Genomic DNA, 25,820 nt, shown 5'->3' on the forward strand with positions numbered 1-25,820 from the left:
AGAGTGGGACGCATGAACACCGCATCCATCGGCGACAGCGGCGACGAGCCGCGCTGGCTGTCCGCGGACGAGCAGCGCGTGTGGCGCTCCTACCGGCACGCCACCACCCTCCTGGAGGACCACCTCGACCGCCAGCTGCAGCGGGACGCGGGGATGCCGCACGTCTACTACGGCCTGCTGGTGCAGCTGTCCCAGGCACCGCACCGGCGACGCCGGATGACCGAGCTCGCCATCGACGCGAAGATCACCCGCTCCCGGCTCTCGCACGCGGTCGCCCGCCTGGAGAAGAACGGCTGGGTGCGCCGCGAGGACTGCCCCTCGGACCGCCGCGGCCAGAACGCGGTGCTCACCGACGAGGGCGTCGAGGTCCTGAAGCGGGCCGCGCCCGGACATGTGGAGGCGGTGCGTCAGGCGATGTTCGACCGGCTCACCCCCGAACAGGTCCGCCAGCTCGGCGACATCATGCAGGTGATGGCGGAGGCGTTGCAGCCCCAGGACACCGGCGCCGACCTGCCCTGGCTGCGCTGACGGCGCCCCGGCGGACGGCGCCCCGGGCGCAGGAACGCCGCCGGCCCCGCCCCGTCGAAAGCGGAACGGGGCGGGGCCGGCGGCGTCCTCAGCGGCCTTCCACGGGCCGGGCCCGGCTCAGTGGGCGACCACCGGGATCCGGACCTCGTCCTCCGCGCCCTCGGCGGCGCCGGAGCCCGCGACGGGCGAGCCGCCGCCCGGACGGCCGGTGTTGACGAAGGTCGCGGCGATCACCGCGGAGGCGGCCAGGATGCCGACCGCCCACCAGATCGCGGACGAGAAGCCGTGCACCATGCCCTGGAGCTCCAGGAGCCTCGGGTCGCTCGCCCCGGCGGCGTGCGAGGCGATGTACGAGGTGGTGGCGGACGCGGCGATGGTGTTCAGCAGCGCGGTGCCGATGGCGCCGCCCACCTGCTGCGAGGTGTTGACCATGGCGGACGCGACACCGGCGTCGGCCGGGTCCACACCGTGGGTGGCCAGGGACATCGCCGGCATGAACGCCGTGCCCATGCCGAGACCCAGCATGAGCTGTGCCGGCAGGATCAGGCCCGCGTAGGAGCTGTTCACGTCGAGCTGGGTGAGGAGCAGCATGCCGAGTGCGGCGAGCAGGAAGCCCGGGGCCATCAGCAGCCGGGGCGCGACGCGGGTCATCAGCCGGGCGCCGATCTGGGTGGAGCCCGTGATCATGCCGACGATCATCGGCAGGAAGGCGAAGCCCGTCATCACGGGCGAGTACTCCTTCACGACCTGGAGGTAGAAGGTCAGGAAGAGGAACAGCCCGAACATGGCGATGACCGCGAGTCCCAGCGAGAGGTAGACACCGCCGCGGTTGCGCTCGGTCAGGACGCGCAGGGGCAGCAGCGGGGCCGCCACCTTGGCCTCGGTGACGACGAAGGCGAGCAGCAGCACGCCGGAGGCCACGAACATGCCGATCGTGAGCGAGTCGGACCAGCCCGCCGACTCGGCCCGGGTGAAGCCGTAGACCAGCGCGACCAGACCCAGCGTGGACAGCACGACGCCGGGGATGTCGAGCGACGCCCGGTTGCGGGTGCCCGCGGGCTCGCGGATGACGAAGTACGCGCCGGCGGCGGCCACGATCGCGAACGGGATGTTGACGAAGAAGGTCCAGCGCCAGTTCAGGTACTCGGTGAGGACGCCGCCGAGGATCAGGCCCACGGCGCCGCCGCCGCCGGCGATCGCCCCGTAGATGCCGAACGCCTTGGCGCGCTCCTTGGCGTCGGTGAACATCACGGCGAGCAGGGAGAGCGCGGCAGGGGCGAGCAGCGCGCCGAAGACGCCCTGGAGGGCGCGGGCGCCGAGCATCATGGCCTCGCCGGTGGCCGCTCCGCCGAGCGCGGAGGCGGCGGCGAAGCCGATCAGGCCGACCACGAAGGTCCGCTTGCGGCCCCACAGGTCGGCGATGCGCCCGCCGAACAGCAGCAGACCGCCGAAGGCGAGGGCGTAGGCGGTGATGACCCACTGCCGGTTGCCGTCCGAGATCCCCAGGTCCTGCTGGGCGGTCGGCAGCGCGATGTTCACGATCGTCGCGTCGAGCACGACCATCAGCTGGGCGAGGGCGATGAAGACCAGAGCCTTCCAGCGGCTCGGATCAGGAAGGGATATGTCGGGTGTTTTCGGCATGGGTGGGTCCACCTCGGTACGGAAAAGGGATCACGCGAGGGCGTGTCGGAAGGTCGGTCGGGAAGCCGGGGCCGCGCCGCGGGACGTCACGGCGTCGGGACGCCCCGGGCGGGGTGGGGTACGGGGCCGGGGCTGACGCCCCGGCGGGAACGGGCCGCCGCCGGGGCGTCAGCCGCGCTCGGTCTCCTTCAGGCGGTGCTCCGCAGGTCTTCGAGGGTCGCGGCCGCGCCCGGCAGCTCGGAGCGCGCGGGCGCCTCGAGTCCGTCCAGGAACAGCTGGAGGTGACGGTGGACGAAACGGTCCATGTTCAGGCAGCCGGTGCCCGGCAGGGGCCGGGTGAGCTGGGAGAGGGCGACCATCAGGTCGCCGACGGCCACGTCCTCGCGCATCCGTCCCGCCGACTGCGCCCGTGCGACCAGGCCCAGCACCGCCCCGTCGAGGCGCTCGCGGCCCGCGTGGAGGTCGGGATGGTCGGCGTCGAAGTCGCCCGAGAGCATCGGGCACAGGGCGCCGATGCGCTCGTCGGCCGCGGCGTGCACGAACCGCCGCAGCGCGCAGAACGGGTCGGCCTCGTCGGCCGACGCCCGCTCCGCCTGTTCGGTGGTCCGGGACATCACGTACACGACGACCTCGCGGACGAGGCTCTGCCGGTCGGGGAAGTGGCGGTAGAGGGTGGCGTTGCCGACGCCCGCGCGGCGCGCGATCTCGTCCAGCGGGACCTCGGGCCCGAACTCGACGAACATCTCGCGCGCGGCCGACACGATCCGCTCGCGGTTGCGCAGGGCGTCGGCCCGGGGCCGCGGCATGCGGGGCGTCTCGGTGGCGGCGGTGCCCACTGCTCCACGTCCTTCGTCGTCGGCAGCCGGCGACGTGCGCCGGGTGCGTGGTCGGGGCCGCCCGCAAGCGGGGAGCCCGTCCCCGTTTCGCGGGGACACGGGTGCAAACGGGGAGAGGGTCCCCGGTTATTTCCCCGGCCGGATGTGACCTGAGTCACCTGGCGGGTTCTCAATCCACCGGAGCCCGAAGACTCCCCGATCGGACCACCCGGCGGGCGGGGCGCATCCCCCCGGCAGAGGCTGAGCGACAGAGCGCAGCCAGGGTCCGGCCTGCTGCCGCGGCCCGAAGGCGAAACGCATGCAGCAGCCCCGCCAACGGATACCCGGCCGGAACGGCCGCCGGTCCCACCGCCTCGGCCCCCTCGCCGCAGTCGCCGTGCTGGCGCTCGCGGGGCTCACCACGGCGAGTGCGACGCTCCCCGTCTCCACACGGGCGTCGGCCGGACCGGTCGCCGCTCCGGACACCACCGGACTCGGCCCCTGCCGCATCGCCTCGGTGCTGGGCGTGCAGATGTCGGAGGGCCTGCCGACCCCCGCCGGATACACCCGCTCGACCGGCGAGGTCAGTGCGCTCAACCTGATGATCGACTTCCCCGACGCGCAGGGCGAGGGAGCCGCGCTCGACCGGCTCGCCGAGTTCTTCCCGCAGACCTCCGAGTGGTTCAGGACCAGTTCGTACGGACGCCTCGCCTACCGCCCCCACGCCCCGGTCGCCGACTGGCTGCGGATGCCGAAGCCCTTCGCCGAGTACGGACTCGACCGGGGCTCCCCCTACGAGCCCGGCTACCGCGCACTCGTCGAGGACCTCGTGGAGGTCGCCGACGCCGAGGTCGACTTCAGCGCCTACGACCTGGTCAACGTGCTCGTCACCCCCAACGCCGGCCCCTCCGCGCTGGACACCGTGCTCTCGGTGACCTTCTCCGGCAACGGCGAGGCGCCCCAGGCGGACGGCGTGCCGCTCGCCAACACGTCCTTCGTCTACAGCCGCCAGGACGACGGCTCCGGGTCCTACGAGGAGACCGGCTACCGCGTCCTGCCGCACGAGAACGGCCATGTCTTCGGGCTGCCCGACCTCTACACCGCGCAGGGGGGCGGCGCCGTCGGCCACTGGGACATCATGTCCGAGGACTGGGGCGCCAACAACGATCTGCTCGGCTGGCACAAGTGGAAGCTCGGCTGGCTGGACAACGACCAGATCCGCTGCGCGGCCGCCCCCGGCACCACGGAGTACGCGCTGACCTCGCTCGCGGTCTCCGGCGGCTCCAAGATGGCGATCGTGCCGCTGGGCGAGGACTCCGGCTACGCGATCGAGGTGCGGACCCGGGCGGGCAACGACGACGCCGTGTGCGAGCCGGGCGTGCTGATCTACCACGTGCGGACCGACGTGGACACCGGCCAGGGACCGGTGACCGTCAAGGACAGCGAGCCCGACAGCGGCGGCTGCACGCGCAGCCCCAACGTGCACGCCGAACTCTCCGACGCGCCCTACCGGCCCGGTGAGGCGTTCACCGACAGCAGGAACGGCGTGCGCGTCCTCGTCGTCGACGAGGACGACGGCACCTACCGCGTACGGGTCACCCGGACCTCCTGAGCCCAGGCCTGGCCGCGGACGCCCCGACCGCCCGAGCCGCCCCTCGCGAACGGGGCGTCGGCGAACGGGACGTCGGCGGAAGGAATGTGGGCGGAAGGGCGCGCCCCCGGCCGCCCCGCCGCCGGAGCCGCCCCCGCCCCGGGGATCAGGCCCCGCCCACGGCCTCCGCCCGCAGTTCCCGCTTGAGGATCTTGCCCGTGGCGTTGCGCGGCAGCGGTGCGTCGCGCAGCACCAGCCGGGCGGGCACCTTGTACGCGGCGAGCAGACCGCCGACGTGCTCGCGAAGCTCCCGCGCGCCGGCCGAGGCACCGGGCCTCAGGCGGACGACGGCAGCGACCTCCTCGCCGAGCTCGGGGTGCGGCACGCCCAGCACGGCGCAGTCGTCGACGTCGGGGTGCCCGTGCAGGGCGGCCTCGACCTCGACGCAGTACACGTTCTCGCCGCCGCGGACGATCATGTCCGTGAGCCGGTCGACGACGCTGATCCGTCCGTCGCGGGCGGTGGCCAGGTCGCCGGTCCTGAACCAGCCTTCGTGGAAGGCCGCGGCGCTCGCGGCCGGGTCGCGCCAGTAGCCGCGGACCACGCCCTGGCCCCGGATCCACAGCTCCCCCACCTCGCCGTCGGGCAGGGCCTCGCCCGAGGGGCCCGCGACGCGCGTCTCCACGGCGGGCGCGGGACGTCCGACGCCGCCCGGGTCGGACCGGTAGGTCTCGCCGGACGCCGCGAGCACTCCGCCGCTGGTCTCGGTGAGCCCGTACCCGTTGCGGGGTTCGATCCGGCTCCCGTACTCCGCCGTCACCCGGTCGGCCAGGCCCGGCGGCGGTGCGGCGCCGCCGGTGCTGAGGTGCGTCAGCGTCCGGAGCCCGCCCCCGGTCCGCCGGGCGGCGTCGAGCAGCTGGACGGCGGTGGCCGGCACACCGGAGTAGTGGGTGACCCCGTGCTCCTCGACGAGCGCGAGCGCCCGCTCCGCGTCCCACCGCCGCATCAGGACGAGGGTGCCGCCGACGCCCATCACCGAGTAGAGCGTGGTGAACGCGGCGACGTGGAAGAACGGGAACGTCATCAGGGTGACCGGGGCCGGCCCCTGCCCGGGGACCGCGCCGCGGGCGAGGGCCGCCGCGGTCGCGTGGAACCGCGGGTGCACCGTCGCCCCGGCCTGCGCGAGCTGGGTCGCCACGGCGCCCTTGGGCCGGCCCGTGGTGCCGGAGGTGTAGAAGATCGTGGCGTCGGCCTCCGGCGCGACGTCCACGGCGGGCGGAGCGGCGTACGGGTCGGCGGGCGGGAAGTCCTCGTACCGCTCCACACCGTCGGTACGCGGGAACGGCGACGGCTCGCCGCGGAAGACCACGCACCGCGCACCGGCACGACGCCGCCAGCCGTCCACCCGCGGCAGGCGTTCCCCGTCGACGAGGAGCAGCCGCGGGGTGCAGTCGTCCAGCGCGTACGCGAGTTCCCCCTCGGTCCACCAGGCATTGAGCGGAACGGCGACGAGGCCCGCCAACTGGGCCGCCCAGAAGGCGATCTGCCACTCCGGGTGGTTGCGCATGGCGATGGCGGCCCGGTCGCCGGGCACGAGACCGTACTCCCCGGTGAACCGGCAGGCGAGCGCGCTCGCCGCGGCGAAGAACCCGCCGTACGTCAGCGTCCCGTCCTCGGCGACGAGGAACGGCCGCTCGCCGAACGCCCAGGTGGTCTCGGCGAACTCGCGCAGCGTCCGCGGACCGCTCGCGTACTCCAGGGCGCCACCCTCGCCGCGCACCACGGCGAACGGCGCCCCGGGCGCGGTCAGGCGGGCGACCGCCGGATCGGACGTATCGGCGTGCGGCACCCCGGCCCCTCTCCCGGCGCCGGCGCCGGCACCTGCTCGCTCGTGCGGCCCACCGCTCGCCGCCCGCTGTCCCGGCGACGCTATGCGCCCGCGGAGGGCGCGGGCAAGGCGCCCTTCCCCTGTCCTCGCCGGGCACACGGCGACGCCCCGTCCGGAGCGGCCGGTCCGGCCCGGAGCGGCGGCTCGGCGAAGGCGCCTTGCGTCCACTCCTCGGCCTCCGGAACACCGTCCACCATCGTGCGCATGTGCGAATGCAGAATTCTCTCGCGATATCCCTCCCTGCCGCGCCACGGAATTCAGCGGCCCTTCACAGGACGGCCGCATATGCCCACCCCCGGGAAGCGAACATGGAAACGGACGGCGGCATATCCCCACGTGAACGGCATGATCAAGCCAACCGCCCCATCACCGAAGTCATCCGCTGCGCCATCCCCGTTGGTCCACGGAGATGAATTCCGGCCATTCGTTCGCGCACCGTTCGCCGCCTTCACTCAAAGTTAACCGCTCATGCAAATTAAGCGTGTTAGCTTCCTGGAAATGGGCGGAGGCGACACCGCTCCGGCAACACCTCGGGCGACCACCGCGGAGGAAAGGAGCGCGCCGTGCACCGTGCGACACCCCGCTCGGCATGCGTCCTCCTCGCACTGGTCCTCGCCGCCCTGCTGTTCCCGGCCCCCGCGACACCCGCCCCGGCCGCGCACGCGGCCACCGCGCCCGCGCCCGGCCTCCCGGAGCGGCCCCACCACCCGGAGCGCGCCGCTGAGGAAACGGTCCACTGCCGGGGCAAGGACCAGCCCACCGATCCGGTCGACTGGTCCCGGCGCGACCGCGCTCGGGGCCCCGGCGACCTCACCCCGAGGACCGTCCACCACCTGGTGGGCACCGGCGACGCCTCGCTGGTGACGCGCCCTCCGGCACAGCCGCCGGCCACGGACGGGCCGAGACCGCCGACAGGGCCCTCCCGCCCCGCACTTCAGGTGTTCCGCTGCTGAGCTGACCTGCGGCACAAGCCCGCGGAGCGACACCCCGTCGCACCCGTCGCACAGCCCCACGCCACGCGCCCGACGCCCCGCCGCGTCCGGCCGCGCCGCCACGGGGCCGCTCCGCCGTGCCGGCGCCGCGCCCGGCCCCGTACGCACCGACGCGCGCCTCCCACCGCGCGCCAGGAGGAACAACCGCCATGCAACCGCTGATCGACCACGCCCGCTCGTTCGGCCTCCGGTCCGCATCGGGCCCCGGGGAACTCGCCCGGCTGGCCGAGGGACAGACGCCCCAGGTCCTCTTCATCACCTGCTCGGACTCCCGGGTCGTGCCCGCGCTGATCACCGGCGCCCGGCCCGGCGAGCTCTTCGAACTCCGCTCCGCCGGCAACATCGTCCCCCCGCACGGCACGGGACGGCCCACCGGAGAGGCCGCGACCGTCGAGTACGCCGTCGAGGTCCTCGGTGTCGCCGACGTCGTCGTCTGCGGCCACTCCCACTGCGGAGCCGTCGGCGCCCTGGTCCGCGGCGACGACCTCAGCGGCGTGCCCGCGGTGCGCGACTGGCTCGCCCAGGAGTCCGCTGCCGCCCTGCCGAGCGGGTCCGCCGAGGATCCCGCCGTCGCCTCCGCGGTGCAGACCCACGTCCTGACCCAGCTGCTGCGGCTGCGCTCCTACCCGTCCGTCGCGCAGCGCCTCGCCGCGGGACGGCTGCGCCTGCACGGATGGTTCTACGAGGTGCACACCGGCCGTGTCCTCGCGCACGACGCCCGCACCGACGCGTTCCTCGCGCTGTGAACGCCGTCGCGAACCGCCTCGACCGGTTCCCCCATCTGCGTCAGGACTTCGCCGCCTCCCTCGTCGTCTTCCTCGTCGCCCTCCCCCTCTGCGTGGGCGTCGCCGTCGCGTCCGGCGTCCCCGCTGAACTCGGCCTGATCACCGGCATCGTCGGCGGGCTCGTCACCGGCGCGATGCGCGGCAGCAGCCTCCAGGTCTCGGGGCCCGCGGCCGGACTGACCGTGCTGGTCTTCGAGGCCGTCCAGCGGTTCGGGCTGCCCGCGCTCGGAGTGATCGTGCTCTCGACCGGCCTGCTCCAGCTCGCCATGGGCGGCCTGGGGTGGGGGCGCTGGTTCCGGGCCATCTCGGTCTCCGTCGTCGAGGGCATGCTCGCCGGCATCGGCCTCGTGCTCATCGCGGGCCAGCTGTACGCGGCCGCGGGCCTGCCCGCACCCGCGTCCGGCCTCGACAAGCTGACCGGGCTGCCCGGGACGCTCGCCGGGGCCACCGGCGACAGCCGCGCCCTCGTCTCGCTGGGGCTCTGCGCGGCCACCGTGGCCGTGCTGGTGCTGTGGGGCCGGCTGCCCCGGCCGCTCGGTGCCGTCCCCGCGGCACTGGCGGCGGTCGTGCTCGCCACCGCCGTGTCACTGGCGTTCGGCCTGCCGGTGGCCACCGTCGAGGTGCAGGGTCTGCTCGGCGCCGTGCAGCCGCCCGGACCGGACGCGTTCGCCGGGCTGCTGGGCTTCGGCATGCTCGGGACCGTCGCCGCCTTCACCCTGATCGCCTCCGCGGAGAGCCTGTTCAGCGCCGCGGCCGTGGACCGGCTGCACGACGGCCCGCGCACCGAGTACAACAAGGAACTCGTCGCCCAGGGCGCCGGGAACACCGTGTGCGGCCTGCTCGGCGCGCTGCCCATGACCGCCGTGATCGTCCGCAGCTCGGCCAACGTCCGGGCGGGCGCGCGGACCAAGGCGTCCCGGGTGATGCACGGGGCGTGGCTGCTGCTGTTCGCCGCGCTCCTGCCGTCCGCCCTGGCCCTGATCCCGCTGCCGGCCCTGGCCGGTGTCCTCATCCATGCGGGCTGGAAGCTCATCCCGCTGCGGGCGCTCGCCCGGCTGTGGCACGACCACCGGGGCGAAGCGCTCATCCTCACGGCCACGGCGGCGTCCATCGTCGCGGTCAACATGTTCGAGGGCGTCCTGATCGGCCTGGCGCTCTCCGTCGCCAAGGCCGCCTGGGAGGCGTCCCACATCCGGCTGGAGGTCACCGACAAGGGCGCCGGGCCCGTCCACGCCCGCCTCTCGGGCAACGCCACCTTCCTGCGGCTGCCGAAGATACTCGACAGCCTGGAGGCCCTCCCCCAGGACCGCCCCGTCGAACTCGACCTCTCGGGCCTCCACCACCTCGACCACGCCTGCCGCACCGCCCTGGAGACCTGGGCGGCCCGCCACAGCGACACCGGCACGGACCCGGTCCGCATGACCGGACCCTCCCCCCTGGGCACCCCCGCCCCCTGACCCCGATCACCACCAGCCCCGCCCCACCCCACCCGCTACACTGTCCGCGGCGGCCCAGCCCTCCGGGGTGACCGGTCGCCCCGCCTTCGTAGCTCAGGGGATAGAGCACCGCTCTCCTAAAGCGGGTGTCGCAGGTTCGAATCCTGCCGGGGGCACAAGCGAAAGGGCCCCGGACCGATCATGGTCCGGGGCCTTTGACATCCACTTCTGACATCAACGCGGGCGGTCACCGACGACCGGGCCGCCTCTTGAGCAGCCGGTCCATATGGCTGATCGCCTCGCGCTGCGTGTCCTGGACGACGTGGGTGTAGACGTCCATGGTGATGCTGGTCTGGCTGTGCCCGAGGATCTCCATGACGACGCGGGGAGCGACCCCGGCCGCGGTGAGCAGCGTCGCGCAGCCGTGCCGGGCGTCGTGCAGCCGGATCACGCGGAGGCCGGCGGAGTCGGCGACGCGGGTGAAGGAGCGGTACACGTTCCGCGGCTCGACAGGGCGACCGTTTCGGGCGGCGAAGACGTAGCCGCCCTCATCCCACGACTCTCCCGCCCGCACCTTGGCGGCGGCTTGGCGCATCCGATGCCAGCAGAGCGGGGCGACGCACATCGCGGGAAGCGGCACGGCTCGACGGCGTCGGTCCTTGGGATCGTCGTCGTAGAGGAAACCGCGTCGGCGCTGCGTCTGCTGACGGACGTAGAGCACACGCTTGTCCAGGTCGACGTCGCCCCAGCGGGTCTGTTCCTCAGCCTCTGGGACGAGTTCCGTGCCGTGTGCGGCAACGCAGTTGAGGACGCGGCGCGGTAAGAGTTTCTCTACTTTCATCAAGGCACCCGCCGCGCACAGCGCGGCGCGCGCGGCCCGTCGCCCGGGCCTGCGCTCCTGTCTCCGCCCCGCTCCGGCCCGGCCGCCGACCGCACGCCAGCAAGGCGAGGGCTTGACGGGTGAACCCCGATGCGGCTGGGGCGGTCGGCGTTGGATCTACCTGAAGCGGATGCCAAACAACCCGCCATCCTCATACTCGTCAGTCAATCGAACCGGCAGGATAACGGAGCTCAGTTCCACATCTTCCACGGACGGAAGGTTATCGCTATTCAACGTAATGAGATGCTGGTATCCGCGCTCAGCAGATTCGAAGTAGCCAGTTCGGATGGCGGCACCGATCTGCCGACTATCCACTCCATCAAAAATGTGGCTATCGTGAACCAAGACCCGCGGCGCCCGCGAAGGCAGCGCGATGTTAATTAGTGTCAGATCGAAGCAGTATGTGAGCATATTGGTAATTCCCTTACTGCGCTCACCATCGATTCCCACACTAAATTTCGGCCCGTTGTCGGTGTTGGAGATCGCTAGCAGTCCTCCACGATCCCCATAAATGGAGTGAGACAAGGCCTGAAATACGACAGCCGCCTCATCCACCCTGCTGGACCGCTCGCGAAAATCACGCTGAAGACGTTCTTGCAGTTGCTGACGCTCAAGCCCGAGGGTTACCTGCTGCGATTCCAGCGCCTCTGCGGCCTGATATTGCTTACTTAGCCTTTCGGCCTCATTTTCGCGGCGCCCCAACTCCTTCTGCAGTTCGGTGAAGGTTTCGAGTGCGCCGCCAGCCTTGAGCAGTTGCATGATCTCACCACGGCGCGCATCGAGGGAGTTGACTTCGTTTTCCCGTGCAGCGATTCGCGCTTCCGTCGCCACGACCTCTTCGTGCAGATAGGTGCGCCGGTTAGAGATTACCGACTCATGGAACCTTCTGACGTCCTCGTACGCCGCTAGTGCCACACCGGGTAGTTCTACTCCCGCCAGGTCGTATAGCAGTCGCAGATTTTCGGGATCCGGCACGGGTTCATTTCGCGAATCGTCGCCCAGTCGATCCAGGTAACGCCGGTCCAGGGTGTTTTCGTCGTTATGCCGAGAAATCTTCCTACTCAGTCGTGCCGCTTCCTTTTGGAGCTCGGAATACTCGTCAACCACTCTGAAGCTTTTGAGTTGCTCGCTGAGGCGCATGACTCCAGCTTGAGCAATAGCGAGCGACGCTCTCAATTCGGCAGCCCTGCCGATGGCGTCACCCATTGCGCCATCCCTGGCCGCCTTCTTGAGCTCCTTTAGTGACCTCTCCCTCTGCCTCACAGCCTCCCAGTCTTTCGGAATCGACCAGTCAAGCCCCAAGAGGTAAGAAAGATTGACCTGCTGATCGGCCGTCGATTGCTGACTGGTGTGCTTGGTAGTTTCCTGGAACCCGCCACTCGACTGTCGGCGGATGAGATAGGAAAGGAGAGAGCGGGGTGATGGCGAGGCGGCAGTGGAAGTATCGGATTCGCTCAGCCCGAAAAAGTGCTTAGCGATCAACGATTTCCACACGGTGTTCGTGATGGTGACACTCGAAGAGCCGAGGACACTTTCCCAGCCCTCAATCCGAACTTTAGAAGGTTGACTACCTGATCGCACCACTGTGATGAGTGAGGTTTCATCAGTGGATCGTCCGCGCTGAGGAGCCTTCATCTCTAGCCCGAACTCGTATGCGACCAGAGCTTCGTTACGGAAAAGGCTACTCGGGTCCGCATTGCCACCCAGAAGGAAGTGCAGCAGCTCAATCAAACTGCTTTTGCCGACCCCGTTCCTGGTATCAACATCTTTAGATTCTGGCGTCACGTCGGCGAGAAGGATATTGAGCCCGGAATGCAGCCGAATTTCCTTGAATGAAGGCAGGTCGCTAAAGATACGAGTGATCATGTCGCCCGCCTAAGTGTGTTTGCTGGACCCGTCCGAATCGCCCCGACGGCGAAGAGAAGGTCGAGTGCCAAAACGAACCAATCGAATGTCAGCGGGGTGGGCTCTTCTGTCTGTGTCCTACTCAACCTAACCAAGTGCCACAAGCCGCTTACTGTGCTGGGCTCATCCAGTTCCTTGATGATCTGAGCCCCGATTGTTAGGAGGGCTCGGTCGGCCGGAATCCCCTTAGTTGGCAAAATCACGATGGCCACTCCTCTCAGGGCGCAAGAATATATCGCACTCCTCAAAGAAGTAAGTCAGCACGCCGTAAACGCCGACTTCGCGTGAGGGATTCGACGCCCTGCTCCCCCCTACCCATTTTCTTAGTTCCCAATAGATGTCGTCCGGATTCAAGCCTCGCTGACGGAGATCAGAGTACTTATCCGAAAATGCTTGCGCGGTTTGGTCCCTCAGCAGTTCGTCGCTAACCCGCCTGTAATAATTCCGCACCAATTGCGCGGGTTGCATTCCTAGTGTAATCAGGGAGCGCGTTGGATCAGACAAGAGGTTGTACTCCATCTTGTCTTCCGGGACAGGGCGCAAGTCGGGGCGGGCTGGAACTCTGGCCCGGTCCAAATGATCCAATACCGGCTGGATTTGATCCAATCCTACTTCAATGAAATCCTCGAACGTCGGCACGTTGGGAAAAAGGGACCGCAAGTCGTCCATATCCAGGTCCATTACACGCTTGCGGAGCGCTTCTCTCCCCCAGGGACTTGCGACATCGGCCCCCTGGCTATCATTTATCTCCAGAATTACCTTCAATGCATCTGGGCCAAGACCTTCGCGATCGTTATGTACGAATACCCACCGGTCTAGGTATTGCGCCCAATGAGGCAGGCAATCGGAGAAATCTGTCTCCACCTTGGTCCTGATACCGGAAGCGGTGGGCGTCCTGGGAGCGTAGACTGCGAATACTGTCCGCTGTGAGATCAGATATCCGTCGTTCTTCCTGTCCCCTGCATTCCCCCATGGGCGCACGCGTACGAAATCTCCATCAGGGTACACTCGCTCCATAACCTCAGAAAAGAATTCTTGAAATTCATCCTCGAAAGACTCCTGGTAGCGATCGCGAAATGCCATTTCGTACAGCGCCATGATGCGATCGTTCATAACCCCCCCAATGTCTTAAAGGGTCAAATATCCCACAGCAGCCAGCATGCATCAACACCGCAGACTGGATGAACGCGTGTCCAACCATCACTCACAGGTGGCACGGCAGCGAAGGCGGAGTTGAGGGCAGCTGGACGATGTCGTGGGCGGCCTGCCGCGGACTGCGGCGCTCCGGCTGGCATGTCCAGCCGCTGGACCCGTGGCCTGCCCCGTGGTCTTGTGATCCCGTGCGTAACAGCGGCATACGACTGCACCCACCCCTTCTCAGACTCGCCGTGCCACATGCGTGCCACGCCGACCGTTAGATCACGGTCAAGCCCGGGACTACAAAGGTGCTTCCGGCGGACGGCAACGGGCCGTTTGCCCAGCTCATTCACCGTCAGATGCCAAATGATCAGTGGTTCCCGATCATGCGGCGGATTGCGCGAGCCGAGGTCACTAAGGTGCAGAGCGGGGAGGGCCGAAGTTATTCCGGCCCTCCCCGCTTGGTTGAGTAGCTTGACACCAGACGCGCGTGCCGCCCGTCAGGGTCGGTGAGACGTACTCTCCGTGTGGTGGTGCCTGCGGCTTGTCGCGACGCGGAGGGTGTCGGCGAGGGCGCTTGTCAGTTCGTTGGCAAGGAGGCGGAGGTCGCCTGGGGTCGTGTGCTTGTCGCGGAGGGTTGTGGTCGCGTGGTCGAGGACGTCGGCCGCCATGCCGAGTTGGATGGATTCGATGTTGTCGGCCAGGCGGGACATGTATCCGTGTGGGTCGTCGGTGCTGAGGTAGCAGGGCTTGCCTTCAGGGCCCGTCCAGGGCAGGAGGCGGAGGTGGGCCGGCGTGGTCATGGTCGGGGCTGCCTCTCATCGGCGTTGTCCAGGAGGTGGCTGGTGAAGACCGCGTTGACGCGGTCGGCGGGGAAGACCAGTTGGGCCGCTTCGACGATGAGGCCGGTTGCGTCCGTCGTGGTGCGGGTGATGACGAGGACCGTTGTCGTGGGACGGACGTGGAGCGTCGAGGCTTCGTCCGGGGTAGGGAGGCGGGAGCAGACGGTTTCGCGGACTTCCGCCGGTGGAGGGGTCAGGACGGCGAAGCGTGCGGCCGGCTCCTGGTGTGGGGCGTTGTCGGCGACCAGGCCGAGTGCGTCGGGTGGAGACGCCGTGTCGTGGGGGATGTAGGTGCGTGCGAGGCCGTGGGGCACCTCTCCGTCGTAGGTGATGCAGAGGATCTCCGTCAGGGGCGTGCCAGCGGGGCGGGCCAGTAGTGCGGCCGGGTGCTCCGTCGTGCCGGTCGTGATTGTGGTGCGGATGGTGACGCGCTGGGCCGCGTCGGCAGCGGTGCGAGGGTCCAGCGTTCCCCAGCCGCCGACGTAGGTGGTTCTCCGCAGTGGTCTGCGGACGAAGTTCCCCCGGCCGTGGATCTTCTCGACCAGGCCCTGTGCCTGAAGGATGCCGAGGGCGTTCCGCAGCGTCGCCGTGCTGACGCCGTAACGCGTGGCCAGTTCGGTTTCGGCGGGCAGGCGTTGACCGGCCTGAAGCTGCCCGGTGGTGATCTGCGACCGGAGGTCGTCGGCGATGGCGTGCGCCCGTGAGACACGCATGGGGGTGATCACCGCCTTCTCGTCATCCGTACGGCGACGAAGTGGGTTCGCACATGGATGACCAGGAGCTCTCCGGTGTCGAAGAGGAGCTGCTTCGCACCGTGAGGCAGCTGGAAGAGGTCCTGCACCCGGCAGACGCGGCCGCCGATGTGGAGGATGTCGCCGCGTCGGACAGTGGCCGATGTGATCTCGACGGTCGAGGCCATCCCAGGGGCCGGTGCCCGTTCCCTCATGGACCCTCCTCTGTCTGTGCCGACCTGGCGGCTGCGGAGTGGCAGGTGCAGGCGCAGGTCTCGAAGACGACCGGGAGGTCGGGCGTGGCGACGGCCGCGGAGGACGTCGTGCAGGTGAGGTGGGTGCCGATCCGGCAGGACGGCGAGCGGTAGAGGGCCGTCGAGAAGCGCGTGACGCCCAGGCGTCGAGGAAGAGGCAGGGAGGTCATCAGCGCGCTCCTGCCAGTGCCGACCAGGCGGCGGGGGCCGGGAGGTGGGGAGCGACGACGGTGGGGCGGAGGCGGGTGCGCTTCTCCCATGCCAGGACGTACGGGCGGACGAGCGCGGTCTCCTCGCCCGTGATCAGGCCGGTGTGGTCGGCATGACGCGGGTGATGGAGGTGCGGGGCCGGACTGTCGGCCGGCGCCATGGGCCGCGAGGCGACCGGTTGCCGGATGGGGCCTAACGGGCGGCGGTGCCTGCCCTGGTGTGCGCCTCGCGGTCTCGTGTTGGCGAGGGCGCGGCGGATACGGTTGAGCATGCTGGTCAGCTCCTATCGCTGATGGCCCGGTCCCCCGACGTCGCCCGTCGTGGGGACCGATTTGCGTAAGACGGCCCAGAGGGTGCGGCCGTGCTGGCTGGTGGCGAGGAGACCGAAGCGGTCAGCCTCAGCAACCGCGCCCAGGACCTTCCGCCATGACTCGGCGGAGAGCGCGTCCGGCACTTCCGCCACGACCGTCGTATGCCGGGCGTGCTCTTCCACGCGGGTGGAGAGCCCGAGGGCGGACAGCCGGACGGCAAGGGCCGCCGCGGTCGATCCCGAAGCAGGCACAGGGCAGCCTCCGTCACCGGTGATCACCTTAAGTGAAGCTAGTTAACTAGATTAGGGCTAGTGGACTAGATTTTCCATATGCCTGAGCAGCCGCCATACCTGCGCATCGCCGACGAACTTCGGCAGCGCATCGCGGAGCACGAGTGGGAGCCGGGTGACCGCCTGCCCTCACGCGCCCAGATCGGCCAGGAGTACGGCGTGGGCGACAACGTGGTCCGCCGCGCTCAGGAGTTGCTGATCTCCCAGGGAGTGCTGGAGGGCCGTGCCGGGTCAGGCACGTACGTGGCCGAGCCCCGGCAACGGGTGCGGATGGTGCGCTCGGCGGCGCGGGAGCAGCCCGACAGGTCGCCGTTCCGTGCCGATATGAAGGCTGTCGGGCGGGCCGGAGGATGGGAGAGCCGGACCGATGCGAAGGTGCCCGCGCCGGCGGAGATCGCGGCGCGGCTCGGGATCGCCGAGGGCGAGCTGTGCGTGCGGACGACGTACGAGTTCCTCGCCGACGGGCGTCCGGTCCAGTTGTCGACGAGCTGGGAGCCGTACGAGCTCACCGGCGGAACGCTCGTCGTCCTCCCCGAAGGTGGGCCGCACGCAGGCGCCGGCGTTGTGAATCGCATGGCTGAGATCGGCGTCACCGTCAGCCATGCCGTCGAGCAGCCGGAGCCGCGGCAGGCGACCGCCCAGGAAGCGACGCTGCTCGGCATCCAGAAGGCCTCACTCGTCACCCACATCCGGCGGACGTACTACAGCGACGGCGGACGGCCCGTGGAGACGGCGGACATCGTCGTCCCCGCTTCCCTGTGCGAGATCGTTTACGAGATTCCCGTCACTCGCTAGCCGCCCAGATCGGCCCGTGGCGATCGTGCATGCTGTCGGGCATGACTGCGCAGGCCCGAGAGCACGTGAAGGTTCTATTCCGACTTGAGGTCGAAAACGACTGGCCACCGGTCGGGGTGGAGAGCCTGTGGGCAATCGATCGCGGCAATGAAACCGTCGAAGTGGCCAACACGCCCTTCTTCGTTCGCGGTGTCGCCATCGGCGACATCGTCGAGACGCACACGGATACCGAGGGCGCACGATGGGCCGGGAGTGTGGTTCACCCATCCTCCAACTGCACCATTCGCATAATCGTGCTTCGCGACGGCGGCTCTGCTGCAGCCCGTCAGAGTACGATCAACGCCTTCCACAAGCTGGGGGCTGGCGGTGAGGGGATCGAGCAGTTCCGCATGGTGTCCCTCGACATTCCACCTAACGCCGAACTCAGCAAGATCAAGCGGCTTCTCCAGCACGGAGTCGCTCAGGAGTGGTGGCACATGGAGGAGGGTTGCATCACTGACACCTGGCGGACGACGGAGGCCGGATAGCCCCGGACCGCGCCCAACCACGTGACCCCATGGGCTCACAGCCCGCCTTGACGATGTCAGCGGGTCCTGATCGGCTACCACCATGGCGACGGACCCAAGTGACTACGAGCTTGCGATGCCCGCGGTAGCGGCCCAAATGGCGAAGATCGAGCGGGCAGTCAGCCGCACCCGTGCCGCTCACCGAGGGCGTCCCTACCCTGCTGTCCGGCAAGCTCTCGTCGAAGCACTGCAGGACGAAGACGCCCAACGGGTCGTACCGCAGGTCATCGACGAGCTCGCTCGGCGTATCTCTGAGGACCCTGACGGGCTCCCTTTCTGACATCCGCTCCTGACATCAACGCACCGCACGCAGGCGGTGTCAGGAGGTCGTCGGCAACGGCTCCGGCCGCCATGCGGACCCCCGCAGGTCACAGGTGATCGAACTCCTGAGGCGGGTGTCGCAGGTTCGAATCCTGCCGGGGGCACAAGCGAAAGGGCCCGGACCGATCACGGTCCGGGGCCTTTGGCATGGTTGCTGCGGGATCGAGCTGGTGTCGGGGGCGCGGCTCGGCGGGTGGGTGATGGGCTCGGGAGGGGGAGGGTGGTGGGTGATCTCCGGTTCAGCTGGGAGCTGGTCGGCAGCGGGGGTGCCGTGTACCGGATCGCGGACGGCGCGTCGGAGCATCAGGCTCTCGTCGGCTACTGCACGGACGCCCTCGCCGACATGCTGTACGGCCTGACGGGGCTCTACAGCGACTCTCCGGGTGAACGCTTCTCGTTCGACTGCGAACCCATGGAGACGCGGTGGCTGCTTCGGCGCCAGGGGACGGAGGTGGCGGTCGCCGTCTTCGAGTTCCCTGACGGGGCGACGAGTTGGGGCTCGGCCGACGAGACAGGAGGCGTCCTTCTCTGGAGTTCCGTCGCAGCCCGCGGCGTGCTGTGCCACGCGGTGGTGGAAGCGGCCGAGGCCATGCTGCGGGAACACGGAGAGGACGGGTACCGGGCCAGGTGGAGGCGGTATCCGTTCCCCGTCGCCGCGCTGCAGGACCTCCGTCGGCTGCACCGACGGGACGACGGCTGCCGGCATCAGCCGTGCCGGAACGGCCTCGACAGTCTCGGCGGTCGGGCGGACGGCTGACCGGTTCGCCGTGCCCGGCGACGGACACCGGGATGCCGGAGGAACGCGGCGTGCCGTCGCGTGCTGCGAGGGACCGTGGTCGCGGGCGGGCAGGGTGGGGATGGGCGGGAAGGGTGGGGTGCAGTGAGCGGGGCGGAGGCGCTGGTGGGCGCTGCACGCGAGTTGCTCGGGCGGGAGTCGCCCGTCGAGGTGTTCGTCGCCCTGGCGCCGTCCGCCGGGGCTCGGGCCGCGGTCGCGGCCGTGCGGGAGGCGCTGGGGATGTCGCGCGACGAGGCGGAACGGCCACTGGGGTTCGGGAGTCCGGAGGACCTGGATCCGCTGTTGGAGGCGGGTGAGGTGCGGTTCGCGGGCGAACTGCTGGCAGCGCACGGCGCGTTCGACGTGCCTCGGGTGCTGAGCCTGCGCGGCGAGCAGGCGCGGGGGCTGTTGCGGGAGGCCTTCGCGGTGTCCGGGGGCATCGCCAGTGGCCGGGCGATCGGGGTGATCCGGGCGCTGAGGGCGGGCGGGCTCGGTGCGGCGTTCACCGGCCTCGCGGCCGTGGGGCCGCGGGCGGAGGGCGACGCGGACGCGTTCTGGCGCGCGCTCGTGGCCGCGGGGGAGCTCCTCGCGGAGGAGGGCGAGGCCCCCTCGGGTCCCGTCCGGGAGGCGTTGGAGCGGTGCCGGGGCGAAGTCGGGCGATCTGCCGGAGGGGGCCGGGACCTCGGGCCGGGGTGAGGGGCGGTTGTGGTCCCCCGTGGTGGGGCGTGAGGGGGCCGGCCCGTGGGCGGGGTGGCTCGGGCGGAGGCCCTGCGGGGGCAGTCGCGCCGGGGCCGGGAGCCTCGTAGGGACGGGGGCCGGGCGGCTGTCGCCGGAGGGCGAAGGAGGCCGGGGCCGATCCGTCGGTGGGGGCGTCACTGCGGGAAGCCGGGCGGAGGCAGGGGGTGCTCGGGGAGGGCGCATCGTGGTGTCCGGCAGCCGGGTCGGCCGCGCGGCGGGACCGGACGCCGGTGGGTCAGGTGCCGCACTCCGCGCGCATCTGGGCGGCCGCGTGGTGGGCACCCTTCCGGTCGCGGTCCCGGTCCTGGCCCCGGTCGACGAGTCGGACGGTCAGCCGCTGGTCGTGGACGGGGACGCGTTCGACCACCACGCCCTCGCCCCGCAGCCGGGTCTGGTCGATCTCGAAGGTGCGCACGGCGCTGTCCGGGTCGGCGGGGTCGGACAGGACCCGGTAGACGGACGGCCGGCCCGCCACGTCCTCGGGCCGGTCGCTCGTGGGCACCACGACCGCGACGGTGCAGGTGCGGTAGCCGCTGCCGACGTACCAGGACCAGGTCGCGCCGCCGCCGCCGTCCTCGTCCCGGGAGCCGGACATGGGGATCGCGGTGAACCGGCCGTCGCAGCCGTCGCCTCGGTGCCCGCCGGACCGCACGGTGTACCAGCCGTCGTCGCCGTCGCTGTAGCGGCCCTCCTCCTCGTAGCGGCCGCCCCCGGAGCAACCGGGCCCCGCCCATGCCGTGTACGACGGGCCGGAACTCCGGGGCGGGCCGGCGGAGGCGGAGGGAGGCTTCGGCCGGGGGCTGGGCAGGGGCGCGGAGGGCGTGGCGGAGGCGGCGGCCGAGGGCGCGATCCGCTGCGGGACGCCGCCGAGTTCGTCGAGGCCCGGGTCGCCTCCCGCGGGCGGCGCGTCGGTCTCTCCCCCGCCGTCGAGGGGCCCGCACGCGCCGAGCCAGACGGCGAGCGCGAGGGCGGTCAGCGCCGTCGCGGTACGCGGGAGGGGGCGGGACCGGTGTCCCGCGCCGTGGCCGTTCCGTCCGTACACCATGCAGCACCGCACCTCGTGGACCGACTGATCGGCTTGCCGGAAGCGGCTCCACTATGCACGAGGGCCGGGAGGGGCATAAGTGTTAACGCGGGTAAGAATGGCGGCGGTCCGGGCCTGCCGCGGGCAGGCACTCCCCGGTACCGGTCGGCGCTGCCGCAGTGGGCGCAGGTGCCGTGCCGGTGCGTGCCCGTGCCTGCCGGGAGGGTTCGCTGGGAGGGCCCGGAGCAGAGCCGGGGCGCCGTGTCAGCGGAGCTCGTCGGGGCAGGGCGTGCCGCGGGGGAACTGGTAGGGCGCGGCGAGGCGGTAGACGCCGGCCCGGGGCGCGAGCAGTTCCGTCCACTCGTCGCCCTCGGCGTCCTCCTCCGCCTTCAGCAGGCAGCCGTTGACGTTGTCCCAGGACGGGGGGCCGTCCTCCCGGAGCTTCGACTCCTCCGTCTCCTGCGGTCCTTCGAGGCTGTTGCCGTCCTCGTCGACCAGGCTCAGCCAGGGGGAGTACGGGACGCGGATCAGCACCCGGCCCGCGGACCCGACCTGGATCGTCATCTCGCCCGCGCCCGCGTGGCGGACGTCCGCCGGCGGGGCGGCGAGGGGGACGGGGTTCCGGACGGCGAAGAGCTGCCAGTTGGCGTCGCCCCACACCCGGGTCAGGTACGGCAGGCCGCCCGCGACGAGTTCCGCCTCGCGCACCGCCCCGCTGCCGTCGGGCCTGCCGCCCGGCAGCACGACGTAGTGCACGGCCCAGCGGTCCAGCCAGGCGCGGTAGGTGGCGGCGTCGAGCACCTTCTCGTCGTCGTAGAAGAGCGGGTTGCGCTTCATGTCGGCCTGCCGGTTCCAGCCGCGGGCCAGGTTGACGTACGGGGCGAGGGCCGACGCCTCGCGGTGGCTGCTCTCGGGGACGACCTCGACCCGTCCGCGTTCGGCGCCGACCGCCTGGAGCTGGTTCACCAGCGGGGCGAGCTCGCGGTTCCAGGACGCCGCGGGCGCCGTGCGCACGATGTCGTCGACGCCCTTGAAGCCGATCCAGAAGTTCAGGCCCGCGAAGGCGATCACCAGGGCGTACCACTTGCGTGAGCGCGGCGCGGTGTACGGCAGCGCCGCGAGGAGCACCACTCCGGCGAACAGCATCGGCAGCCGGGAGACGTTGGAGCCGATCTGGGAGTCGATCAGCCAGGTCAGCAGGGTGCCGAACGCGTACACCCCGGCGGCGATGCGCACCGTGCGCCACTGCGGCGGCACGAGGACCAGGACGAGGACGCCGAAGACGAACGGCAGCGAAGTGGAGGCCAGCGACATCGGCTGCGTGCCGGAGAACGGGAACAGCCACGCGGAGAGGGCGACGACGGCGACCGGCGCGAGGCCCAGCGCGTACGCCCCCGGGCGGCGGCCGGTCAGGAACAGCGCGGCGGCCACGACGCCGAGGAAGAGGCCGGCCACCGGGCTGGCGGCCGTCGCGAGTCCGGCGAGCGGCGCGGCCGCTGCGGCCTTCGCCCAGCGGTTGTGCCGCCAGCGGTGCGGCCAGCAGAAGACGGCGCCCACGGCGGCGAGCGCGAACATCATGCCGAGGCCGAAGGTGACCCGCCCGGAGAGCGCGTTGCACAGGAAGGCGAACACCCCGGCCATCGCGCAGGCCACCGGATTGCGCACGGCCTTGAGCCGCGTCAGGATCAGCGCGGTCAGGGCCGCCGACACCGTGCCCGCGACGATCATCGTCGTCCGGACCCCGAGGACCGACATCAGGTACGGGGACACCACGCTGTACGACACCGGATGCATCCCGCCGTACCAGGCGAGGTTGTACGCGGAGTCGGGGTGGCGGCCGACGAACTCCGCCCAGGCGTCCTGCGCCGCGATGTCGCCGCCGCTGTTCGCGAAGAAGAAGAACCACGCCAGGTGGACGACGGCCGCGGCGCCGGTCGCGAGCACGACCGGGTGCAGCAGGAGTTCCGCGGCACGGGAGCCGTCCGCGGAGCCGGAGGGCCGGCCGGGAGCGGATCGCGGTATTCGCGGCCCGCCTCCCCGGGTGGGTGCGGTGCCGCCGGCGCCGGTGCTGCTGCCATCCGCGTGTGTCGGCTCGGCGGTGGTCACTGCGCCTCTCCCCGTCCTGTCTCTGTCTGCCGTCCCCCGGGCATGCCGTGTACGTCTGTGTGTGCGTGCGCCGTGTCCCGCCGCGACGCCCGGAGGCGGCGCCCGGACGCGGTGCCCCGTGCGGGCGGACGGCGCAGGCCGTGCCGCGGTGCCGTGCGGTCCGGTGGCGTCGCTCGCTGCCGCGCCCCGGCACCGCCGTTCCGGTCGGGTGCTTCGGCGCTGGGAGGAAGGACGCGGTCCGGTGCCCGGCGGTTGCCCGGGGACGCTAGCACGTGGGCATCCCGGAGGACCGGGACGCCCACGTGGGTCGGGGGCACTCGTGGTGCCCGGCGCGCGTCCGCCGGGATCCGGACGAGTGCCCGGAGGGCTGTCCCGCGACCCCCCGGGGGGCGCGGGACGACAGCTCTCAGCCCAGCCTGGTCAGCTTGTCGCCGAAGCCGGGCTCCACGAGGTCCTGCTGGAGGGCGACGGGGACGCTCGTGGTGCCCGGGCCGGTGCCCGTCGTCAGACTGCCGACGACGGTGCCCGCCTTCGCGGTGTGGGACAGCTTCTTGCCGCCGTCGGTGATGTCCGACTCCAGCTTCAGGCCGGTCCAGCCGACGATCGTCAGGTCCTTCGTCGCCACGACGGGGGTGCGGCCGCCGAGCCCGTCGTCCACGTAACCGACGACATCGCCCTTGGTGACGACCTTCTTCTCCAGGAGCGCCTCGCGGGTCGCCACCAGGACCTCCTCGCTGACCCGGTTGACGGTCTGCAGGATCGGCGCCTCGTGCTGGCTGAGGACGGCGCCGACGATCGTCTGCGTCGACCCGCCGATGTCCTTGTACGCGGCGAAGAGGAGGTTGCCGCCGGCCTTGGTGGTCGAGCCGGTCTTGATGCCGATCGCGCCGTTCCTCGGCATCAGGGTGTTGTAGTTGCTGTGGCGCTTGCCGGACGGGTCGTACCACTCCTGCACGCGGGTGATGTCGACCATGGCCTTGTTCTTCACCAGCGCCTGGCCCAGCTTCACCTGGTCGGCGGCGGTGGAGACGGTCGTCGCGTCGAGACCGGAGGGGTCGGTGTACGTCGTGTTCGTCATGCCGAGTTCCTTGGCGGTGTCGTTCATCTTCTTGACGAACGCCTCCTCGGAGCCGGCGTCCCAGCGGGCGACGAGCCGCGCCACGTTGTTCGCGGACGGAATCATGATGGCGCTGAGGGCGTCGCGCACGGAGATCGTGTCGCCCTCCTTGATCGTGTTGAGGGTCGACTCGTCGTTGGTCTTGTCGTAGCCGCCCTCCTTCTCCGCCAGCGCGTCGACGGGGATGGCCTCGCCGTCCTCGCCCCGCTTGAGCGGGTGGTCGCGCATGATGATGTACGCCGTCATCGTCTTGGTGACGCTGGCGATCGGGACCGGCTTCTCGTCGCCGAACTGGCCGACGACACCGACCCCGGACACCACGATCTGCCCCTGGCCCTCGCCCGGCCACGGGAGGGACGGCTTGCCTCCGTCGAAGGTGTACTCGGGGTCCGCGGTCAGCGTCAGCGAGGGATCGGGGAGCGGACGCAGCGACTGTGCGACCGCGAAGACGATCAGCAGGAGGACGACCAGGGGCGTCCAGATCTTGATCCGCCGCACCACCGTGCGGGTGGGCGTCTCGGGCGGCGGCGGGGTGTTCGTGAGCTCGGCGAGCAGGTCGAGCGGCGGGAGCGGCGGCATGGGCTGCTGCCTGGTGCGCTCGGCCTCGGTCAGGGACGCGCCGGACGCGCCGGCGGACGTGCCGGGCTCCGCCGTGGCCGCGGAAGCGGAGGCGGAGGCGGAGGCTGCCGGAGCGGCGGGCTTCGGGCGGGCGGCGGCACCGGCCGCGGCGGGCCGGGCGTCGTCGCGGCGCAGCGGCACGAAGGTGCTGGTGCGCTCGGCCTCGGCCTCGTCCGTGTCCGCGTTCTTCCCGGGCGCTTCCGCCGTCCGGGGGGCGGGATCGGGGTCGGGGTCGGAGGCCGGCTTGGGCAGCTTGAGCGCGGTGGTGGGCTGGTCCACCGCAGGGCGCTTCAGGGCCTTGAAGACCGCCGTGGCCTGATCGACGGCGGGACGCTCGGCGGGGGTGCCGTCGCCCGCGGGGGTGCCCTCGGAGTCGCCGTCGGCATCGGAGTCGCCGTCGGTGTCGGTGGTGTCGGTGGTGCTCGGGGCAGTGTCGGTGGTGCCGTCCGCGGGAGCGGGGGCGTCGGCTGATGCCGCTGCGGCGGTGTCGTCGCCGGGACCGTCCGCGTCGGCCCCGGCGCGTGCGCCGGCGTCGCTGGTCTCGTCGTCGGCCTCGGGGGCCTCGTCGGCGTCCACCGTGCCGTTCACACTGCCGGACGCGACGCCCGGGGTGGTCTCGGCGCGGGCGGAGGTGTCGTCGTCCGCTGCGTCCGGGGCGTCCGCCCCGTCCTCGGCGTCGGCCACGGATTCGGGCTCCGCGTCGGTCTCAGGGGCGCCGGTGGCCGCGGGGGAAGCTTTCTGCGGCGTGGCGGTGCCCGCGGGCTCCCCGTCGGCCGCGTCGTCCCCGGTGGCGACCCAGGCCGCCACCGCGGCGCGCAGCCGCTCGTCGCCGGCAGCGGTCCCGGAGGACGGGCCGCCCTCCGCGTCGGAGGGGTCGCCCGCGTCGTCGGCACCGGAGTCGGCGGCGTCGCCCGACGGCACGCCGGAGTCCGCACCGGCGTCGGCCTCGGAGTCGGCCATGGCGTCGCGCTCCGCCTCGGCGTCGGCACCGGAGTCGGCGTCCGGCTCCCGTGCCGCGTCCGGGCCCTCGCCGTCCTCGGCGTCGGCCCCGGATCCCGGCTCACGCGCCCCGGCGTCCGCACCGGAGGCGCCCACGGCATCGGGCGCACCCGCCCCGGCACCGTCCGCGACACCGTCCTCGGCCTCGGCCGCACCCGCGGCAGAGTCCGCCCCCGTACCGGACGGCTCCGGCTCCCCGGTGTCCCGGCCCGAGCCGTCACCGTCCTCCGCCGCCCCGTCGGAGGCCGCAGCCGGCGCGGCGGACACGGAGGACGCCGCCCCCTCGCCCGCCGTCTCCGCGCCGTCGCGCGGCGGCAGGCGGAAGACCGCCGTGCGCTGGTCCGTCGCCGCCGGGGACGGCGGCGACGGTTCCGAGGAGGCCTCGGACGCCGGGGAATCCTCGCGGAACATCGCGAGACGCGGGTCGCGTTCGCTCCCAGCCGTCTCCCCCGACGACTTCCGCTGCTCCGACTTGTCGGGGGACTCGCCCGCCACCGTGCCTCCTCCATGAGTCATGTGCCACGG

General features: G+C 71.1%; 24 protein-coding genes, 1 tRNA gene and 1 pseudogene. 10 read left to right on the forward strand and 16 right to left on the reverse strand.

Going from position 1 to position 25,820, the window contains the following annotated elements; all coding sequences use genetic code 11:
- The first annotated feature begins 12 nt into the window (after window positions 1-12).
- Window positions 13-528: a MarR family winged helix-turn-helix transcriptional regulator gene (locus IAG43_RS13100; RefSeq protein WP_187740933.1), complete on the forward strand. Its 516-nt coding sequence runs from the start codon at window positions 13-15 to the stop codon at window positions 526-528.
- A 117-nt stretch (window positions 529-645) separates the two neighbouring features.
- On the opposite strand, the gene IAG43_RS13105 is transcribed toward IAG43_RS13100, so the two are convergent.
- A complete protein-coding gene (locus tag IAG43_RS13105) occupies window positions 646-2,169 on the reverse strand; it encodes an MFS transporter (protein ID WP_187740934.1) in 1,524 nt (507 codons plus the stop codon).
- A 188-nt stretch (window positions 2,170-2,357) separates the two neighbouring features.
- On the reverse strand, window positions 2,358-2,975 hold the full coding sequence (locus IAG43_RS13110) for a TetR/AcrR family transcriptional regulator (RefSeq protein WP_187744432.1): 618 nt from the start codon (window positions 2,973-2,975) through the stop codon (window positions 2,358-2,360).
- Window positions 2,976-3,303: 328 nt separating this feature from the next.
- On the opposite strand from IAG43_RS13110, the gene IAG43_RS13115 reads away from it, so the two are divergent.
- On the forward strand, window positions 3,304-4,596 hold the full coding sequence (locus IAG43_RS13115) for a M6 family metalloprotease domain-containing protein (RefSeq protein WP_187740935.1): 1,293 nt from the start codon (window positions 3,304-3,306) through the stop codon (window positions 4,594-4,596).
- A 145-nt stretch (window positions 4,597-4,741) separates the two neighbouring features.
- On the opposite strand, the gene IAG43_RS13120 is transcribed toward IAG43_RS13115, so the two are convergent.
- Entirely contained in the window at window positions 4,742-6,424 is a 1,683-nt protein-coding gene (locus IAG43_RS13120; protein WP_246574281.1) for a class I adenylate-forming enzyme family protein, read from the reverse strand.
- 602 nt (window positions 6,425-7,026) lie between these two features.
- Between IAG43_RS13120 and IAG43_RS13125 the strand changes: the two genes are divergently transcribed.
- The 4 genes from IAG43_RS13125 (at window position 7,027) to IAG43_RS13140 (ending at window position 9,852) form a co-directional block, all read left to right on the forward strand.
- Complete coding sequence (locus tag IAG43_RS13125; RefSeq protein ID WP_187740937.1) at window positions 7,027-7,416, forward strand: hypothetical protein; 390 nt, start codon at window positions 7,027-7,029, stop codon at window positions 7,414-7,416.
- Window positions 7,417-7,604: 188 nt separating this feature from the next.
- The gene (locus IAG43_RS13130) at window positions 7,605-8,201 is read left to right on the forward strand and encodes a carbonic anhydrase (protein ID WP_187740938.1); all 597 of its coding nucleotides are present in this window, start codon (window positions 7,605-7,607) and stop codon (window positions 8,199-8,201) included.
- Entirely contained in the window at window positions 8,198-9,697 is a 1,500-nt protein-coding gene (locus IAG43_RS13135; RefSeq protein WP_246574282.1) for a SulP family inorganic anion transporter, read from the forward strand. Before IAG43_RS13130 ends, IAG43_RS13135 begins: the two co-directional genes overlap by 4 nt.
- Before the next feature lie 82 nt (window positions 9,698-9,779).
- Window positions 9,780-9,852: transfer RNA gene (locus tag IAG43_RS13140), tRNA-Arg, on the forward strand.
- A gap of 71 nt (window positions 9,853-9,923) precedes the next feature.
- On the opposite strand, the pseudogene IAG43_RS13145 reads toward IAG43_RS13140, so the two are convergent.
- From IAG43_RS13145 to IAG43_RS34460, 10 genes and pseudogenes are all read right to left on the reverse strand, one after another.
- Window positions 9,924-10,427: pseudogene (locus IAG43_RS13145) on the reverse strand (tyrosine-type recombinase/integrase); the annotation flags it as partial.
- Window positions 10,428-10,673: 246 nt separating this feature from the next.
- The gene (locus IAG43_RS13150) at window positions 10,674-12,422 is read right to left on the reverse strand and encodes an ABC-three component system protein (RefSeq protein ID WP_187740940.1); all 1,749 of its coding nucleotides are present in this window, start codon (window positions 12,420-12,422) and stop codon (window positions 10,674-10,676) included.
- A complete protein-coding gene (locus IAG43_RS35120) occupies window positions 12,419-12,673 on the reverse strand; it encodes an ABC-three component system middle component 6 (protein WP_343075598.1) in 255 nt (84 codons plus the stop codon). The genes IAG43_RS13150 and IAG43_RS35120 overlap by 4 nt, the downstream gene beginning before the upstream one ends.
- Window positions 12,648-13,574 (reverse strand): ABC-three component system protein, encoded by a 927-nt coding sequence (locus IAG43_RS13155; RefSeq protein ID WP_187740941.1) that lies wholly within the window; start codon window positions 13,572-13,574, stop codon window positions 12,648-12,650. Before IAG43_RS13155 ends, IAG43_RS35120 begins: the two co-directional genes overlap by 26 nt.
- A 524-nt stretch (window positions 13,575-14,098) precedes the next feature.
- Window positions 14,099-14,401 carry a hypothetical protein gene (locus IAG43_RS34450; RefSeq protein WP_246574283.1) on the reverse strand — a complete coding sequence of 101 codons (303 nt, stop codon included), beginning with the start codon at window positions 14,399-14,401 and terminating at the stop codon, window positions 14,099-14,101.
- Complete coding sequence (locus IAG43_RS13160) at window positions 14,398-15,153, reverse strand: GntR family transcriptional regulator (RefSeq protein ID WP_187740942.1); 756 nt, start codon at window positions 15,151-15,153, stop codon at window positions 14,398-14,400. Before IAG43_RS13160 ends, IAG43_RS34450 begins: the two co-directional genes overlap by 4 nt.
- An 8-nt stretch (window positions 15,154-15,161) precedes the next feature.
- Complete coding sequence (locus tag IAG43_RS13165) at window positions 15,162-15,386, reverse strand: hypothetical protein (protein WP_187740943.1); 225 nt, start codon at window positions 15,384-15,386, stop codon at window positions 15,162-15,164.
- Window positions 15,383-15,595, reverse strand: a complete 213-nt coding sequence (locus tag IAG43_RS13170) for a hypothetical protein (RefSeq protein ID WP_187740944.1) — start codon at window positions 15,593-15,595, stop codon at window positions 15,383-15,385. The genes IAG43_RS13165 and IAG43_RS13170 overlap by 4 nt, the downstream gene beginning before the upstream one ends.
- Window positions 15,595-15,795, reverse strand: a complete 201-nt coding sequence (locus IAG43_RS34455; RefSeq protein WP_246574284.1) for a hypothetical protein — start codon at window positions 15,793-15,795, stop codon at window positions 15,595-15,597. The genes IAG43_RS13170 and IAG43_RS34455 overlap by 1 nt, the downstream gene beginning before the upstream one ends.
- Before the next feature lie 123 nt (window positions 15,796-15,918).
- A complete protein-coding gene (locus IAG43_RS34460) occupies window positions 15,919-16,197 on the reverse strand; it encodes a hypothetical protein (RefSeq protein ID WP_246574286.1) in 279 nt (92 codons plus the stop codon).
- A gap of 78 nt (window positions 16,198-16,275) precedes the next feature.
- On the opposite strand from IAG43_RS34460, the gene IAG43_RS13180 reads away from it, so the two are divergent.
- The 4 genes from IAG43_RS13180 to IAG43_RS13195 all read left to right on the forward strand — a co-directional run bounded on the left by IAG43_RS13180 (window position 16,276) and on the right by IAG43_RS13195 (window position 19,389).
- Window positions 16,276-17,031, forward strand: a complete 756-nt coding sequence (locus tag IAG43_RS13180) for a GntR family transcriptional regulator (RefSeq protein WP_187740946.1) — start codon at window positions 16,276-16,278, stop codon at window positions 17,029-17,031.
- Between the two features lie 41 nt (window positions 17,032-17,072).
- Entirely contained in the window at window positions 17,073-17,558 is a 486-nt protein-coding gene (locus tag IAG43_RS13185) for a DUF4265 domain-containing protein (RefSeq protein WP_187740947.1), read from the forward strand.
- Window positions 17,559-18,141: 583 nt separating this feature from the next.
- Window positions 18,142-18,675, forward strand: a complete 534-nt coding sequence (locus IAG43_RS13190) for a hypothetical protein (RefSeq protein WP_246574288.1) — start codon at window positions 18,142-18,144, stop codon at window positions 18,673-18,675.
- Window positions 18,676-18,819: 144 nt separating this feature from the next.
- Window positions 18,820-19,389 (forward strand): hypothetical protein, encoded by a 570-nt coding sequence (locus IAG43_RS13195; RefSeq protein WP_187740949.1) that lies wholly within the window; start codon window positions 18,820-18,822, stop codon window positions 19,387-19,389.
- 277 nt (window positions 19,390-19,666) lie between these two features.
- Here IAG43_RS13195 and IAG43_RS13200 read toward each other — a convergent pair whose 3' ends face one another.
- The 3 genes from IAG43_RS13200 to IAG43_RS13210 all read right to left on the reverse strand — a co-directional run bounded on the left by IAG43_RS13200 (window position 19,667) and on the right by IAG43_RS13210 (window position 25,790).
- A complete protein-coding gene (locus tag IAG43_RS13200; RefSeq protein WP_187740950.1) occupies window positions 19,667-20,476 on the reverse strand; it encodes an adhesin in 810 nt (269 codons plus the stop codon).
- A gap of 243 nt (window positions 20,477-20,719) precedes the next feature.
- Window positions 20,720-22,561, reverse strand: coding sequence for an MFS transporter (locus IAG43_RS13205; RefSeq protein WP_187740951.1), 1,842 nt, complete (start codon window positions 22,559-22,561; stop codon window positions 20,720-20,722).
- 406 nt (window positions 22,562-22,967) lie between these two features.
- The gene (locus IAG43_RS13210; RefSeq protein WP_246574291.1) at window positions 22,968-25,790 is read right to left on the reverse strand and encodes a D-alanyl-D-alanine carboxypeptidase; all 2,823 of its coding nucleotides are present in this window, start codon (window positions 25,788-25,790) and stop codon (window positions 22,968-22,970) included.
- Between the last annotated feature and the right edge of the window lie 30 nt (window positions 25,791-25,820).

Origin of the sequence: Streptomyces genisteinicus (assembly GCF_014489615.1) — a bacterium.
Classification (GTDB): Bacteria; Actinomycetota; Actinomycetes; order Streptomycetales; family Streptomycetaceae; genus Streptomyces; species Streptomyces genisteinicus.

What these genes read in the sequence shown, in the direction of transcription:
- IAG43_RS13160 (WP_187740942.1), bottom strand. Translation starts at nt 15,153, where the DNA reads ATGCGTGTCTCACGGGCGCACGCCATCGCCGACGACCTCCGGTCGCAG.
- IAG43_RS13115 (WP_187740935.1), top strand. Translation starts at nt 3,304, where the DNA reads ATGCAGCAGCCCCGCCAACGGATACCCGGCCGGAACGGCCGCCGGTCC.
- IAG43_RS34455 (WP_246574284.1), bottom strand. Translation starts at nt 15,795, where the DNA reads ATGGCGCCGGCCGACAGTCCGGCCCCGCACCTCCATCACCCGCGTCAT.
- IAG43_RS13105 (WP_187740934.1), bottom strand. Translation starts at nt 2,169, where the DNA reads ATGCCGAAAACACCCGACATATCCCTTCCTGATCCGAGCCGCTGGAAG.
- IAG43_RS34450 (WP_246574283.1), bottom strand. Translation starts at nt 14,401, where the DNA reads ATGACCACGCCGGCCCACCTCCGCCTCCTGCCCTGGACGGGCCCTGAA.
- IAG43_RS13110 (WP_187744432.1), bottom strand. Translation starts at nt 2,975, where the DNA reads ATGCCGCGGCCCCGGGCCGACGCCCTGCGCAACCGCGAGCGGATCGTG.
- IAG43_RS13170 (WP_187740944.1), bottom strand. Translation starts at nt 15,595, where the DNA reads ATGACCTCCCTGCCTCTTCCTCGACGCCTGGGCGTCACGCGCTTCTCG.
- IAG43_RS13165 (WP_187740943.1), bottom strand. Translation starts at nt 15,386, where the DNA reads ATGAGGGAACGGGCACCGGCCCCTGGGATGGCCTCGACCGTCGAGATC.
- IAG43_RS13130 (WP_187740938.1), top strand. Translation starts at nt 7,605, where the DNA reads ATGCAACCGCTGATCGACCACGCCCGCTCGTTCGGCCTCCGGTCCGCA.
- IAG43_RS13185 (WP_187740947.1), top strand. Translation starts at nt 17,073, where the DNA reads ATGACTGCGCAGGCCCGAGAGCACGTGAAGGTTCTATTCCGACTTGAG.
- IAG43_RS13155 (WP_187740941.1), bottom strand. Translation starts at nt 13,574, where the DNA reads ATGAACGATCGCATCATGGCGCTGTACGAAATGGCATTTCGCGATCGC.
- IAG43_RS13100 (WP_187740933.1), top strand. Translation starts at nt 13, where the DNA reads ATGAACACCGCATCCATCGGCGACAGCGGCGACGAGCCGCGCTGGCTG.
- IAG43_RS13180 (WP_187740946.1), top strand. Translation starts at nt 16,276, where the DNA reads ATGCCTGAGCAGCCGCCATACCTGCGCATCGCCGACGAACTTCGGCAG.
- IAG43_RS13150 (WP_187740940.1), bottom strand. Translation starts at nt 12,422, where the DNA reads ATGATCACTCGTATCTTTAGCGACCTGCCTTCATTCAAGGAAATTCGG.
- IAG43_RS13200 (WP_187740950.1), bottom strand. Translation starts at nt 20,476, where the DNA reads ATGGTGTACGGACGGAACGGCCACGGCGCGGGACACCGGTCCCGCCCC.